The following is a 13,642-nucleotide window of genomic DNA, read 5'->3' as shown; positions in this document are numbered from 1 at the left end:
ACCCATGTCTCCGATCCTTGACATCAAGAACCTCTATAAAAGCTACGGCACGACGGAGATCCTCAAGGACATCAACGTGTCAATCGAACCGGGCGATTTCCTCGTCCTCGTCGGCCCATCGGGCTGCGGCAAGTCCACGCTGCTGAACTGCATCGCGGGTCTTGAGCCAATAACCGGTGGCTCCATCAACATCGGTGGCAAGGACATGACCCATGTCAGCCCCAAGGACCGCGACATCGCGATGGTGTTCCAGTCCTACGCGCTCTACCCGACGATGACCGTCGCCAAGAACATCACCTTCGGCATGAAGGTGCGCGGCGTCGATCAGGCCACGCAGGACCGTAAGCTGGCACAGGTGGCGCAGCAGCTTCAGATCGAGCCACTGCTGAACCGCCGTCCCGGTCAGCTCTCAGGTGGTCAGCGTCAGCGTGTGGCAATGGGCCGGGCGCTGGTGCGCGATCCCAAGCTGTTCCTCTTCGACGAACCGCTGTCCAACCTTGATGCAAAACTGCGTGTCGAGATGCGGACCGAGATCAAATCGCTGCATCACAACCTTGGTGCCTCGATGGTCTATGTGACTCATGACCAGATTGAGGCCATGACGCTGGCGACCAAGATCGTGGTGATGAAGGGGGGCGTGATCCAACAGATCGGATCACCGGCGGAAATCTACAACCGCCCGGCGAACCTCTTCGTGGCTGACTTCATGGGCAGTCCGGCGATGAACCTGATCCCCGCCAAGGCGCATCGTGCGGACGAGGGCACGCGGATCGAGATCACCCGCAAATCGGGTGAGCCGATTGTCCTGACGGACACCAAGAACCGCGATCTTCCCGAAGACGTGATCCTTGGCGTGCGGCCGGAAGACATCGCAGATCCTGATCTGCGCGGTGCAGAGGCTGCTCAGGCGGCGGAGTGCCTGATCGACATGGTCGAACCGGCCGGCGCCGATACGTTTGCGGTGATGCAACTCGGTGGCAAGCACGTCACCGCGCGCCTGCACGCGGAAACGACGGCAAAGCCGGGTCAGCCTAAGCGGCTGTCCTTCGATCTGGGCAAGGTGTCGTACTTTGCGCCGGAAACCGGTCTGCGGTTGAACTGAAAAAGACCGGGTGGTCAGTCCTTGAACGACCACCCGGATGTCCGCACCTGATCGGTATGTGCCCCCAACGTGGGCGCGGTTTGGTCCAGTGCAAGGGTCGATGTGCTGAAGGTGATCGGCGTACGAACACCCGGCACACCTTCGGGCATGATCTTCATCCCACGGTGGATGATCTGCGGATCGTCGAACACTTCGCCAACCGTGTTGATCGGGGATGACGCGACCTGTTTGGCCTTTAACGCCTCAAGCAAATCCGCCTTGGTCATCTTCGCCGTTTCCGCCTTGAGCATGGCGATCAATTCGTCGCGGTGCTTCACCCGCCCGGCATTGGTCTTGTAGTCCGGGTTCCCGGCAATGTCGGGCCGGTTCACGATCTCGCATAACCCCTGAAACTGTCTGTCATTGCCTGACGCGATGATGATGTCGCCATCGGACGCCGGGAACACCTCGTAAGGCACGATATTGGGATGCTGGTTGCCCATGCGATTGGGGGATTCCCCCGTCACGAGGAAGTTCATCGCCTGATTGACAAGACACCCTGTGCCCGCATCCAGCAGGCTCATGTCGATATGCTGTCCTTTACCGCTTGTGTCGCGTTCACGCAGAGCGGCCTGAATGCCGATCACGGCATAAAGACCGGTGTAAATATCGGTAACGGCGACGCCAACTTTCTGCGGCTCACCTGCGGGATCCCCCGTGATCGACATCAGCCCAGACAAGCCTTGCACAAGATAGTCATAGCCCGCGCGTTCGGCATAGGGGCCGGTCTGCCCGAATCCGGTGATCGAGCAGTAGACTAGACCCGGATTGACCGCAGACAGGCTGGCGTAGTCCAGCCCGTATTTCGCAAGCCCGCCGACCTTGAAATTCTCGATCAGCACATCCGCCTCGCGGGCAAGCTCTTGTACAAAAGCGCGACCTTCCTCGGTCGTGAGGTCTGCCGTGACCGAGTATTTGCCGCGGTTGCAACTGTAGAAATAGGCGGCTGACGGTGTGTCCTCGCCTTCGCGCTCGATGAAGGGTGGGCCCCATGTCCGGGTGTCGTCGCCCTTGGGGCTTTCCACCTTGATGACCGTTGCGCCGAGGTCGGCCAGCGTCTGACCGACAATTGGCCCGGCGAGAACCCGGGCCAATTCAAGAACTTTCAAACCTTCCAGCGGTGCTGACATCAGAAGAACGCCTGCAACCCTGTCTGTGCCCGGCCAAGGATGAGGGCGTGGACGTCGTGCGTGCCCTCGTAGGTGTTGACCGTTTCAAGGTTCTGCGCGTGACGCATGACGTGATATTCCGCCATGATCCCGTTGCCACCATGCATGTCACGGGCATTGCGCGCGATGTCCAAAGCTTTGCCGCAGTTGTTGCGTTTGATCAGGCTGATCGCTTCGGGCGCGGCGGTTCCAGCGTCCAGCATCCGGCCCACCTGCAAGGCCGCGTGCAGGCCCAGAGTGATTTCTGTCTGCATGTCGGCGAGTTTCTTCTGGAAGAGCTGCGTCTGCGCCAGCGGACGACCGAATTGCGTGCGGTCCAGACCGTACTGACGTGCGCGGTGCCAGCTGTCCTCTGCGGCCCCCATCACACCCCATGCGATGCCATAGCGCGCGCGGTTCAGACAGCCGAAAGGCCCTTTCAGGCCCTCGACGCCCGGCAGCAACGCGTCTTCGCCGACCTCAACGTCCTCCATGACGATCTCGCCGGTGATCGACGCGCGCAGCGACAGCTTGCCGTTGATCTTGGGCGCGCTGAGGCCTTTCATGCCTTTTTCAAGAACAAAGCCCCGTATCTTGCCGCCATGCGCTTCGGACTTGGCCCAGACCACAAAAACATCCGCAATCGGGCTGTTCGAGATCCACATCTTGGCCCCGTTGAGCACATAGCCGCCATCGGTTTTCCTGGCGACGGTCTTCATCCCCGCAGGGTCGGACCCGGCATCGGGTTCGGTCAGGCCAAAGCAGCCGATCAGCGTCCCTGCAGCCAGACCCGGCAGGTATTTCCTGCGCTGCTCATCGCTGCCATAGGCGTGGATCGGATACATCACCAACGAGCTTTGCACGCTCATCATCGACCGATACCCGCTGTCCACACGCTCCACTTCACGCGCGACGAGGCCATAGCTCACGTAACCCGCGCCCAGACCGCCGAACTCTTCGGGAATGGTCACGCCCAAAAGACCCATCTCGCCCATCTCGGCGAAAATCTCCGGTGCGACACCCTCGTTCAGATACATGTCCGACACGCGCGGCAGCAGTTTGTCTTTGGCGTAGGCCGCAGCGCTGTCCGCAATCATACGCTCTTCCTCGGACAGAGCCGCATTCAGGCCAAGGGGATCTTGCCAGTCGAATTTGGCGAGTGAGGGTCCGTGACCCGCGTGTGACGCATCAAGCATGTCCATGCTCCTCTTTCATGTCATTCGCCGCAGCCGATCCGGCGATATGCCCAAGAACCGTCGCTGCCAGCAGCCCATTGCCGGATAGATAACCGCTATCACCAGAACCCGAAACACCCACCGCAGCACCGCCCGCCGCAAAAAGATTGGGAAACACACCCCCGGTGGATCGGCAGACACGGGCGTCTTGATTCACCCTCAAGCCACCCTGCGTGTGGAACAAGGCTCCGGTCACCTTCACCGCACAGTAAGGTGGTTTCAACGACTCGCCAAGGAAGCTGCGTCCAAAGGCGTCAGTCCCATGGGTCGGGATTTCGGACAGCGTGGTCGTCAGGTTGGCTTCGGGCAGGCCAGTAACTTCGGCCAGTTCGGCCAAAGTGTCTGCTGTTCTGATCGCGCCGATGGCTTCGGCATTCTTGAAGTCCTGAAACTGGCGGGCGATGGCGGCGATGCGGCTGTCGAAGATCGTCCAGGCCATGCCCTCGGGCTGGGCCAGAACGGCGCGGGCGGCTTCGGAATAGCCCTGGCTTTCGTCCCAGAAGCGGTCTCCGTTCAGGTTTACCTGCACCCCGCCTTGGGTGATCACAGCCCAAGTGATCAGGATGCCCTGCGGATGCGCGACATTGCCGTGGCCCTGGTAGGCACCGAGATGCAGCGTTTCCGCCCCTAGCGCCTCGCCCCATGTAACTGCATCGCCCTGATTGTAGTCATGCCCGAACCAGACGGCGTTTTCGATTTCGGGCATGAACTGGCGCACCATGGCGCGATTGCCGCCATAGCCGTTGCAGGCAAGGATCAACGCATTGCAGCCGACGTCTTCCGTACCGTTCGGCCCCTCCAGCCGGACGCCTTTGACGATGTCGCCGTCCACGAAGAGCGACGTCGCGCGGCGGTTGCAGATGATGTCGATCCCCTGCGCCTCGCAGGCGGTGCGCAGCCGGTCGATCAATTCCCGCCCTGCGCGCGTCGGCAGACCGTGCATCCGGCGGCGCGAATGGCCGGGATAATCGAAATCGGTCACGACCGAGAAGGGCAGGTCGAACTTGTCCGCCAGCCATTCGATCACTTTGCCTGAGTGGCCCGCCAGCAGATCGACAAGCTCCTGCGGGTTCTCGCCCTTGGCTTTCTTCTGGATATCCTGCGCAAAGAGGTCGGCGGAGTCCTCGATCCCCGCATCCCGTTGAAACCGCGTACCCGCTGCCGGGATCAGCCCCGCAGACAAGGCGGTGGACCCCGACGGCGCTGAATCCGCCTCGACCACCAGAACCTCGGCCCCGACATCATGGGCGGTCAGGGCCGCAACCAGCCCACAGGCACCCGCGCCGACGATCAGGATCGGCACCTCCAGATCGAAGCCGGTATCGGGGGGCGGCAGGATCGACATGGCTCAGTCGCGCCTGCCTGACTCGTAGCGTTTGCCGAGGGCCAGCATCTCGTCTGTGCCAAGGCGGTCGTTCAGCCCGCCGAAATCGAACATGCGATCCGCAAAAGCGCGGTTGCTGCCGGTGGCCATCAGGCTTTGGTAATAGCTTTCCGCCGTATGCGCCAAGGCGCGGACGATGCCGCCGGGGAAGATCACGATGGAGAAGCCCAGATCGTTCAGGAAAGATGCGTTCTGGATCGGCGTTGCGCCACCTTCGACCATGTTGACCAGCAATGGCACGCGATCCTTGAACCGCTCTGTCACCGTCTTCATTTCGTCCACGGATCGCAGCGCCTCGATGAACAGCGCGTCTGCACCTGCCTCGACATAAGCCTCTGCCCGGTCGATGGCGGCGTCAAAGCCTTCGACGGCGACAGCATCGGTACGGGCGATGATCAATGTCTCATCGCTGGCCCGTGCATCCGCCATCGCGGCGATCTTGCCGACCATTTCTCGCGTGGGAATGATGGACTTCTCGGCCAGATGCCCGCAGCGCTTCGGATAGGTCTGATCCTCGACCTGCAACGCGTTGGCCCCCGCGCGTTCGTAAAGCCGCATGGTCCGCTGTGCGTTCAGCGCGTTTCCGAACCCAGTGTCGGCGTCGATGATCACCGGGATGTCCACGCGGTCGCGGATCAGGGCCATCGTGTCCGTCATTTCGCTGACCGAGGTCAGGCCAATGTCCGGGCGACCCAGCCGCGTATAGGCCACCGCCGCACCGCTGAGGTACAACGCTTCAAACCCGGCTTGCGCCGCAAGCGCCGCCGTCAGGGCGTCGAACACGCCCGGAGCGACAAGGATCTCGTCAGAGGCAAGGCGGGTTTTCAGGCTCATGTCAGGGTTTCCAGCATCTCGGCGCAGGTCACGTTCGGGCAGATCGACCCGAGCGAAACCAGCGTGGCGTCGTGCACCTCTTGTTTGAAAGCGGCGCATCCATCGGACAGCAGGATCGTGTGCAGGTTCCGCAGATGCGCGTCGCGCACCGTGCTGGCGACCCCTCCGTTGGTCACGATCCCGCCGATGATCAGCGTGTCGATGTCGAGCGCCCGCAGGATGTATTCGAGCCGCGTCTGGTAGAGCGCGGAATAGGCGACCTTTTCGACCGTATAATCCGCCGGAGCCAGCGTATCGACCAGGCTGTGGCCAAACTTGCCGGGGGCGAAATCGCCTTTGCCCAGGAAGGGGCGCAGCTCTTTCAGGTGCGGAGCAATCAGCGGTTCATCATTCGACCCCGGCACCAGCGTGAACTGCGCGCTGATATAGGTGCCGCCCTTGGCGCGGAGCGCATCCACAACGGGTTTGATCCGGGCGGGGAGGGCGGTGATTGCCTCGGCTGTCTGACCTGCGCGACCATAGGCACCTTCGGGGTGCAGAAAGTCGTTCTGCAGATCGATGGTCAGAAGGGCCGTGCGCTTTGGATCGATGCTGTGCGCCATGTCTCAGTCCTCGTCCCGTGTGATGATGGTGTTGCCGCAGGTGTCGACCTTTGCGGTCAGGCCGGGATCGACCAGAACGGTCGTGTCCGGCTGTACAAGGATCGCGGGGCCTTTGATCTCCGCTCCGACGGGCAGGGAAAGACGGTTGTAGATCGCGGTGTCGAACCACGCATCGCCGAAATGCACCTTTCGACTGCCTGTATGCGCTTCTTCGACCGACCCGCCCTTGGGGGCCAGAGTGGTCAGGTCGAACTTGGGCCGCCGCCCGATCACGGCTGTGCGCAGGTTCATCACCCGGCGTGTGCCGTTCTTGAGCAGGCGCCCATAGGTGGCCTGGTAGGCGGTATCGAAGGCGGCTTCCACCTCGGCGACGGTCGGCGCTGCGACAGTGTTCCCCGCGACCGTGATCGGCAGGGGAACGGCGACCGTATGGGTCTGCCCGACATAGGCCATGTCCAGCTCGACCACGATATCGCGCGCCTCGAACCGGGATTGCGCCGCGTCCAGCAGGGTCATGCCGTCGTCGATATGTTTCTGCATCACCTCGCGCAGCGCATCGGTGTCAAGCGTCGCGGTCAGCGAGTTGATCGTCTGCACGAAGTCCTGCCGCATGTCGGCAATCACGCAGCCCATCGCGCTGGTCACACCGGGATAGCGCGGGACAATCGCGCTCCCGATCCCGACCTCTTTCAGGATCGCGCCGGTGTGCAGGGCGCCACCGCCACCAAAGGGCATGAAGGCGAACCGCTTGGGGTCGAAGCCGCGTTCGATGCTGACCAGACGGATTGCGCCCGCCATGCGCGAATTGGCGACGCGCAGGATGGCTTCGGCGGCCTCGATGGTCGTCAGTCCCAGTTTCGATCCGACGTGAACGTCGATGGCCTTGGCCGCCGCATCCACATCCAGCCGATCCAGCTTGCCGCCAATGGGGTTGTCCGGGTCGATGCGACCCAGCACGACATTCGCATCGGTGACGGTCGGCCGGTCATTGCCCTGACCATAGGCCACCGGGCCGGGTGTCGATCCGGCGCTTTCCGGGCCGATGTTCAGGAGGCCACCCTTGTCGACCCACGCGATGGAGCCGCCACCTGCACCGATCGTCGTGATCTCGATCATCGGGTTGCGCACCACCATGCCGAAATCGATGGAGGTCTGCGGCGACAGCATGGATTGCCCCTTGGCAATCAGCGCCACGTCGAAACTGGTGCCGCCCATGTCGCCGGTGATGACGTTCTCGAAACCCGCCGTCGTCGCGATATGCCCGGCAGCGATTACGCCGGCGGCTGGGCCGGACAGGGCGGTGCGGATGGGCAGGCGGCAGGCGGTGTCGGTGCCCATGACGCCGCCGTTGGACTGCACGATCATGAACTCGCCGCCGAACCCACCTTTGGTCAGCGCTTGGTCCAAGCGGTTGATATAGCCCGACACTTCGGGTTGCAGATAGGCGTTCAGCGCGGTGGTCGAGAAGCGTTCGAATTCCCGGATTTCCGGCAGGATTTCCGACGAACAGCTCACATGGTCGTTCGGCCACATGGCGCGGACCGCCTCAACAGCCTTGGCCTCGTTCTCGGCATTGGCATAGGCGTTGGCGAAAAGGATCGCGACGGCAAGACAGGCTTCGTCGATCAACTGCTTTGCCGCCGCCCTGACCGCGTCCAGATCGACGGGCGTGCGGATCGTGCCATCAGCCAGAGTCCGTTCCGGCACTTCAAGGCGCAGATTGCGCGGCACAACAGGCTCGAAATCGCCGCGCAGGCCCCAGGTGCGGGGCCTGTCGCGGCGGCGCATTTCAAGAACGTCGCGGAGTCCGTGAGTGGTGATCACGCCGATCTTTGCGCCTTTGCGCTCGAGCAGAGCATTGGTTCCGGCGGTGGTGCCATGCACAACCACCGCGACGGTGGACAGGTCGTCGACCTGCTGGCCGATCCCGTCAAGAAAGCCGCCCGACTGGTCGGGCCGGGTTGTGGGTACCTTGGCGACCTCGGCCGTGCCGGTGGCCTCGTCGAGCACGAACACGTCGGTAAACGTGCCGCCAACATCAACGCCGATCATCTTGCTCATGCCACGACCTCTTTCCATGCGGGGCCGTAAAGTTCGGTCGCTTTGTCCGGTGTCAGGTATCCCAGCGCCACGTCGCGGGCGACTGCGCTTGCATCGCGGTCCGACGCTGCGCCGTAGCCGCCCCCACCGGGGGTGTAGAGCCGCACAGCCTGTCCCTTGGTCAGTTTGATCCCGAGCATTTTTGACGCCAGCGGCGGGGTTTTCCACCCATCCGCCTGTTCGTAGTGAAACACGTTCATCGCCCCCGTGCCGCCGCCTTGAACACCTTGGGGTGCGAACCGGCCGCGTTCGCCAAAGAGGAACGCCTCGGCGTTTTCCTCCAGCACTTCGATCTCGTAGGTCGCACCCAGACCGCCGCGATGCGCACCCGCGCCCGCACTGTCGGGACGGAGCGCCCATTGGCGGAACATCACCGGATACGCGGCCTCCAGGATCTCCATCGGCGGGATCGTCGCGGTCGAGATCGGTGCGTTGCCATGGTTGAGGCCGTCCGATTCACTGCTGCCGCCATGCCCGCCGCCATAGAAGCTGAACATCACCCAGCGCTGGCCATTCGCCCGCTTGCCCGCAATCGACAGCGCATTGATCGTGCCATAGGCATTGGCGACGACGCGGTCGGGTGCGGCCTGCGATGCGGCGCTGAAGATCACGTCGATCATGCGCAGGATGGTTTCGGTATAGCCGCCGACCGGTGCGGGGAATTCTGCTGACAGAAGCGAGCCGTCCGGCACGCGCACATCAATCGGCCGCATGACACCAGCATTGGCGGGAAGGTCGGGGAAGATGTGTTTGATCGCGACATAGGCGGTCGCCACGGCGGTCGGGTAGGCGATGTTGACCGGGCCAGCCGTCACTGGCGCGGTGCCTTCGAAATCAAGCACCATCCGGTCGCCTGTGATCTCGAGCGCGACCTTGATCGGCAGGGCCTTGTCGGTGATCCCGTCATTGTCGAGGTAATCCACCGCCTCCCAGCGACCGTCCGGCAGACCCGACAGTTCCGACCGCATCAGCGTTTCGGCGCGGTCGCCCAGGGCGTCGAGCGCAGCCGACACGGTCTCGGCCCCGTATTCATCAAGCAATTCATCCAGCCGCTTGACCCCAAGGTCCAGCGCACCCAACTGGCCGTTCAGGTCGCCCATCGCCGATTGCGGCAGGCGGGTGTTGCGCAGAAGGATGTCGATGATGTCCTGCTGGATCACCCCGCACCGGGCCAGCTTGACCGGCGGCAGGACAAACGCCTCCTGAAAGGCTTCGGTGGCCGACGGATTGTAGTTGCCCGGCACCGCGCCGCCGACATCGTGCCAGTGGCCGACGCTGGCGAGGTAGCAAAACAGCTTGCCATCGCGGAAATAGGGGCGCACCAGCCGCATATCGGACAGGTGCGTGCCGCCCAGATGCGCGTCGTTGAAGATGTAGATATCGCCATCCGCCAGATCACCCGCCTCGGCGGCCTTGTCGATCACCGCCTTCACGGCAAAGGCCATGACCCCGACAAAGATCGGCAGGCCGGACTTGCCCTGCACCAGCGTGTCGCCTGTGGCCGCGTGGTAAAACCCGTGCGAGGCATCATGCGCTTCGGCGATGATCGGGTTGAACGCGGCGCGGAACAGGGTCGCGTCCATCTCGTCGGCGATCTGTTCCATGCGACCAGCAAGAACGGCCAGGGTGATCGGGTCGATGGCGGCACTCATTTCGCGCGCACCTCTGCCATGTCGTTCCAGACGTCCTGACGCACGATCTTGCCTCCGGAAATTTCGAAACGGTCGATAAAACGGATGCCCTCGAACGGCGTGCCGTCCATCCATTCACCGTAAAGCGTGCCGCGCGCGTAAACGACGGCGACGCCGCCGCTGTGCATGGCATCAAACCCGTCATAGGTTTTCTTTACGAAGCGATAGCGCCCCTTGGACCATGCGATCAGTTCCGAAAGGTCCGTCATCGGTTGGGTCGCGGGAAATACCATCTGGAAACCGTCGCCCAGCATCCCCTGAGCGGTGTCCAGATCGCGGGCTTCCATCGCGGCGAGGTAATCGCGCACGATCTGTGCTGGATCGGGCAGGGCCGGAGCAGGTTGGCGGTGCTGACCGCCACGCGCGTATGCTTCGGACGGGTATTCGTGCAGCATCACGGTGATTGCCTCATCGGGAGCCGGAACGACAAATCGAATCGCGTCTGTGAGGGCCGAGGAGAGGCGGGATTTCTCTGTGGGGCTGTATCCTTGAAGGATGTGCGCTTCCACGATTGGCATATGACCCTCCCCAAAATCTGCACTTTTCATATAACAGGTTTTGGTATATTGAAAGACCAACAAAGGAAGAATCTTCGCCGGATCATCCAACTGGCCGCGAGGATCGCCAACCAACAGGGGCCGCGCTGTCGTGACATTGAACGCGCATTCCGGACTTCCAGAAGGCGGTAAGGCCCGCAGGGTTTACCTGTTGCTGCGCGACGAAATTTCAAACGGTGTCTTCAAAGAGGGGGCGCGGCTCCCGGGTGAGCACAAGCTGGCCGAGCAGTTCGACGTGTCCCGCATCACCATCCGCCGCGCGCTTGAAGCGTTGGCCGCAGATGGATGGATTGAGAAAAAGACAGGAGCCGGGTCGGTCGTGCGTGCGCAAGAGCAGGCGGGCCAACGTCTGTCTGCCGATTTCGCGACGCTGATCCCGCATCTGGTCGAGATGGACCGCAAGACAACCGCGCGGCTGTTGTCCTTTTCCTATGACAGCGCGCCTGCGGCGGTGGCCGAGGCGCTGGGCATCGCCGAAGGGGCGGATGTGCAAAAGGCGGTGCGTGTGCGATCCTCGGGTGGTCAGCCGTTTTCGCACCTTACCACCTACGTGCCGAAAGAGATTGCCGTCAGCTATGACGAGGCCGATCTTGCCACGCAGCCGCTGTTCCGTCTGCTTGAACGCAGCGGCGTGAGCGTTGCCAGCGCGCATCAGACCGTGACCGCAGCACTTGCCACGCCCGATGTGGCCGAGGCGCTGGAGGTGTCGGTCGGGTCGCCATTGCTCTTTGTCCAGAGGATCGTGCGGGATGCAAACGGGCAGGGGGTCGAACATCTGTCCGCGCTCTACCGTCCCGATCTGTTCCGGCTTGAAATGAGCCTTGCGCGGGTCGGCGCAGGCGAAGCGCGGCATTGGGAGCCGGTGATCGGAGGAGGCTCCCGATGACCGGTCGCCGTCTTCTCGACAAGCTTTGGGAGAGCCACGAAATCCTGCGCCGCGAAGACGGGACAAGCCTGCTTTGGGTGGATCGCCATCTGGTTCACGAAGGATCGCACCACGCTTTCGCAAAGATCGCAGAGCGGGGCGTGCCGGTGGCCGAGCCGGGCCTGACCTTCGGGGTGGCCGATCACTATGCGCCGACGCGCGGTGCGCCTGCAAGTGATGCGATTGCGCGGATGATCGCGACCTTGGCGGCGAACACCGCGAAGCATGGGATCACCTGTTTCGGCCTCGACGATCCCCGTCAGGGCATCGTGCATGTGATCGGGCCGGAACAGGGGCTGACCCTGCCGGGGCTGCTGATCAATTGCGGCGACAGTCATACGTCCACTCACGGAGCCTTCGGGGCCTTGGCCTTTGGCATCGGTGCAACCGAAGTGTCGCATGTCCTGGCCACCCAGACGGTCTGGCAGAAAAGGCCCAAGGCGATGCGGATCGACGTGACCGGACGGCTTGGGCCGGGGGTCGGCGCCAAGGACCTGGCGCTGGCGTGGATCGCCAAACTGGGCGCGGATGGTGCCCGGGGACATGCTATCGAATATACAGGGCCTGCCGTGCGGGCCCTGACGATGGAAGGGCGGATGACGCTCTGCAACCTCTCCATCGAAGGCGGCGCCCGCTTCGGCATGATAGCGCCGGATGAAACCACGTTTGCCTACGTCAAAGGCCGTCCCTTCGCGCCGAGCGGATATGATTGGGACCGCGCACTGGAACTGTGGTCCGAACTGCCGTCCGACGCGGATGCGGCGTTCGACACCGAAGTGACGATGGACGCGTCCGAGATCGCGCCCATCGTGACATGGGGCACAACGCCGGAAGACGCCTTGCCGGTGACGTCAACAATTCCCGACCCCGCGCGCATGCAAGGCAGCGCCGCAGAGCGCGCACGCAATGCGCTGGACTACATGGGGTTAACGCCGGGGCAAAAGCTGACCGATATTGCAGTCGATCAGGTGTTCATCGGGTCCTGCACCAATTCGCGCATCGAAGACCTGCGCGCGGCGGCGGCGGTTCTGGCCGGGCGACGGGCCAAGGTGCCGGGGATTGTGTCCCCCGGTTCGCAACAGGTCAAAGCGCAGGCCGAGGCAGAGGGGCTGGACCGCATCTTCATCGATGCAGGCCTCGACTGGGTTGGATCCGGCTGTTCGATGTGTGTGGCGATGAACGGCGATCGTGTGGAGCCGGGCAAGCGCTGTGCCTCGACCACCAACCGAAACTTCCGGGGCCGTCAGGGCCGCGACGCGCGCACGCATCTCATGTCGCCCGCAATGGTGGCGGCGGCGGCGGTGACCGGGCATCTCACGGATGTGCGCGAACTGATGAAAGAGCGGGAGGTCGCATGAGCGGGTGGCGCACGCATTCCGGCCTTGCCGTGGCCCTGGACCGCGAGAACGTGGACACCGACCAGTTGATCCCGGCGCGGTTCATGTCGACGCCCCGGTCTGCAGGCTATGGCGAATTCCTGCTCTATGATTTGCGGACCGACACCGATGGCACGCCCATCGCGGATTTCCCGCTGAATGCCGTGCCCAATGCCAGAATCCTGATATCACGCCGCAATTTCGGCAGCGGGTCTTCGCGCGAGGCGGCGGTCTATGCTCTGGTGGATTTCGGCATCCGCGTCGTGATTGCCCCCAGCTTTGGCGACATCTTCGCCAGCAACTCGGTAAACAACGGCCTTCTGCCGGCGCGCGTGTCAGAGGCAGAGGTCGATGCGGCCATCGCAGCCTTGGCGGACGGCGCAAAAGAGGTGACGGTTGACCTGACCGACAGGACAATCCGGTTTGGCAACACCACGCTCGAGTTCACGCTGGACGATGTCTGGCAGCAGAAACTCATCAACGGGTGGGACGATATCGACCTGACCCAGAACCATAAACAGGCCATCGCGGCATTCCGGGCGCAGCATGTGCAGCGGATGCCGTGGGCCATCCCAGTCCAACAGACCAACTTCAGGAGCGCGGGGCGGGACACCGTTTCGCAGTAACACAGGCCATGACGGCCAAAGGG

The 13,642-nt window shown here is 62.9% G+C and carries 12 protein-coding genes; 4 read left to right on the top strand and 8 right to left on the bottom strand.

Going from position 1 to position 13,642, the window contains the following annotated elements; translation table 11 throughout:
* The first annotated feature begins 4 nt into the window (after positions 1-4).
* Positions 5-1,102 carry an ABC transporter ATP-binding protein gene (locus MGEO_RS11955; RefSeq protein ID WP_085637757.1) on the top strand — a complete coding sequence of 366 codons (1,098 nt, stop codon included), beginning with the start codon at positions 5-7 and terminating at the stop codon, positions 1,100-1,102.
* 14 nt (positions 1,103-1,116) lie between these two features.
* On the opposite strand, the gene MGEO_RS11950 is transcribed toward MGEO_RS11955, so the two are convergent.
* From MGEO_RS11950 to MGEO_RS11915, 8 genes are read right to left on the bottom strand one after another with little or no spacing between them, the layout of a single operon-like run.
* Entirely contained in the window at positions 1,117-2,271 is a 1,155-nt protein-coding gene (locus tag MGEO_RS11950; protein ID WP_085637754.1) for a CaiB/BaiF CoA transferase family protein, read from the bottom strand.
* A complete protein-coding gene (locus MGEO_RS11945; protein ID WP_085637831.1) occupies positions 2,271-3,485 on the bottom strand; it encodes an acyl-CoA dehydrogenase in 1,215 nt (404 codons plus the stop codon). The genes MGEO_RS11950 and MGEO_RS11945 overlap by 1 nt, the downstream gene beginning before the upstream one ends.
* Positions 3,478-4,869, bottom strand: coding sequence for an FAD-dependent oxidoreductase (locus tag MGEO_RS11940; protein ID WP_085637751.1), 1,392 nt, complete (start codon positions 4,867-4,869; stop codon positions 3,478-3,480). The genes MGEO_RS11945 and MGEO_RS11940 overlap by 8 nt, the downstream gene beginning before the upstream one ends.
* Positions 4,870-4,872: 3 nt before the next feature.
* Positions 4,873-5,742 carry an isocitrate lyase/PEP mutase family protein gene (locus MGEO_RS11935; protein WP_085637748.1) on the bottom strand — a complete coding sequence of 290 codons (870 nt, stop codon included), beginning with the start codon at positions 5,740-5,742 and terminating at the stop codon, positions 4,873-4,875.
* Entirely contained in the window at positions 5,739-6,344 is a 606-nt protein-coding gene (locus MGEO_RS11930) for a cysteine hydrolase family protein (protein ID WP_198948105.1), read from the bottom strand. The genes MGEO_RS11935 and MGEO_RS11930 overlap by 4 nt, the downstream gene beginning before the upstream one ends.
* A 3-nt stretch (positions 6,345-6,347) precedes the next feature.
* Complete coding sequence (locus MGEO_RS11925) at positions 6,348-8,405, bottom strand: hydantoinase/oxoprolinase family protein (protein ID WP_085637745.1); 2,058 nt, start codon at positions 8,403-8,405, stop codon at positions 6,348-6,350.
* Positions 8,402-10,096 carry a hydantoinase B/oxoprolinase family protein gene (locus MGEO_RS11920; protein WP_085637743.1) on the bottom strand — a complete coding sequence of 565 codons (1,695 nt, stop codon included), beginning with the start codon at positions 10,094-10,096 and terminating at the stop codon, positions 8,402-8,404. Before MGEO_RS11920 ends, MGEO_RS11925 begins: the two co-directional genes overlap by 4 nt.
* Complete coding sequence (locus tag MGEO_RS11915) at positions 10,093-10,653, bottom strand: nuclear transport factor 2 family protein (protein WP_085637827.1); 561 nt, start codon at positions 10,651-10,653, stop codon at positions 10,093-10,095. Before MGEO_RS11915 ends, MGEO_RS11920 begins: the two co-directional genes overlap by 4 nt.
* Positions 10,654-10,783: 130 nt before the next feature.
* Here MGEO_RS11915 and MGEO_RS11910 point away from each other — a divergent pair, with 130 nt between their 5' ends.
* The 3 genes from MGEO_RS11910 to leuD are packed head-to-tail and all read left to right on the top strand — an operon-like array spanning position 10,784 to position 13,619.
* On the top strand, positions 10,784-11,578 hold the full coding sequence (locus MGEO_RS11910; protein ID WP_085637740.1) for a GntR family transcriptional regulator: 795 nt from the start codon (positions 10,784-10,786) through the stop codon (positions 11,576-11,578).
* The gene (gene leuC / locus MGEO_RS11905; protein ID WP_085637737.1) at positions 11,575-12,975 is read left to right on the top strand and encodes a 3-isopropylmalate dehydratase large subunit; all 1,401 of its coding nucleotides are present in this window, start codon (positions 11,575-11,577) and stop codon (positions 12,973-12,975) included. The genes MGEO_RS11910 and leuC overlap by 4 nt, the downstream gene beginning before the upstream one ends.
* Positions 12,972-13,619 carry a 3-isopropylmalate dehydratase small subunit gene (gene leuD, locus MGEO_RS11900; protein ID WP_085637734.1) on the top strand — a complete coding sequence of 216 codons (648 nt, stop codon included), beginning with the start codon at positions 12,972-12,974 and terminating at the stop codon, positions 13,617-13,619. The genes leuC and leuD overlap by 4 nt, the downstream gene beginning before the upstream one ends.
* Positions 13,620-13,642 lie beyond the last annotated feature (23 nt).

Source organism: Marivita geojedonensis, assembly GCF_002115805.1.
Classification (GTDB): Bacteria; Pseudomonadota; Alphaproteobacteria; order Rhodobacterales; family Rhodobacteraceae; genus Marivita; species Marivita geojedonensis.
This window is presented reverse-complemented; position numbering and strand designations above follow the sequence as displayed.

Bases quoted from the DNA above. Each gene is read 5' to 3' on its own strand.
- MGEO_RS11955 (WP_085637757.1), top strand. From the start codon at position 5: ATGTCTCCGATCCTTGACATCAAGAACCTCTATAAAAGCTACGGCACG.
- MGEO_RS11950 (WP_085637754.1), bottom strand. From the start codon at position 2,271: ATGTCAGCACCGCTGGAAGGTTTGAAAGTTCTTGAATTGGCCCGGGTT.
- MGEO_RS11945 (WP_085637831.1), bottom strand. From the start codon at position 3,485: ATGCTTGATGCGTCACACGCGGGTCACGGACCCTCACTCGCCAAATTC.
- MGEO_RS11940 (WP_085637751.1), bottom strand. From the start codon at position 4,869: ATGTCGATCCTGCCGCCCCCCGATACCGGCTTCGATCTGGAGGTGCCG.
- MGEO_RS11935 (WP_085637748.1), bottom strand. From the start codon at position 5,742: ATGAGCCTGAAAACCCGCCTTGCCTCTGACGAGATCCTTGTCGCTCCG.
- MGEO_RS11930 (WP_198948105.1), bottom strand. From the start codon at position 6,344: ATGGCGCACAGCATCGATCCAAAGCGCACGGCCCTTCTGACCATCGAT.
- MGEO_RS11925 (WP_085637745.1), bottom strand. From the start codon at position 8,405: ATGAGCAAGATGATCGGCGTTGATGTTGGCGGCACGTTTACCGACGTG.
- MGEO_RS11920 (WP_085637743.1), bottom strand. From the start codon at position 10,096: ATGAGTGCCGCCATCGACCCGATCACCCTGGCCGTTCTTGCTGGTCGC.
- MGEO_RS11915 (WP_085637827.1), bottom strand. From the start codon at position 10,653: ATGCCAATCGTGGAAGCGCACATCCTTCAAGGATACAGCCCCACAGAG.
- leuC (WP_085637737.1), top strand. From the start codon at position 11,575: ATGACCGGTCGCCGTCTTCTCGACAAGCTTTGGGAGAGCCACGAAATC.
- leuD (WP_085637734.1), top strand. From the start codon at position 12,972: ATGAGCGGGTGGCGCACGCATTCCGGCCTTGCCGTGGCCCTGGACCGC.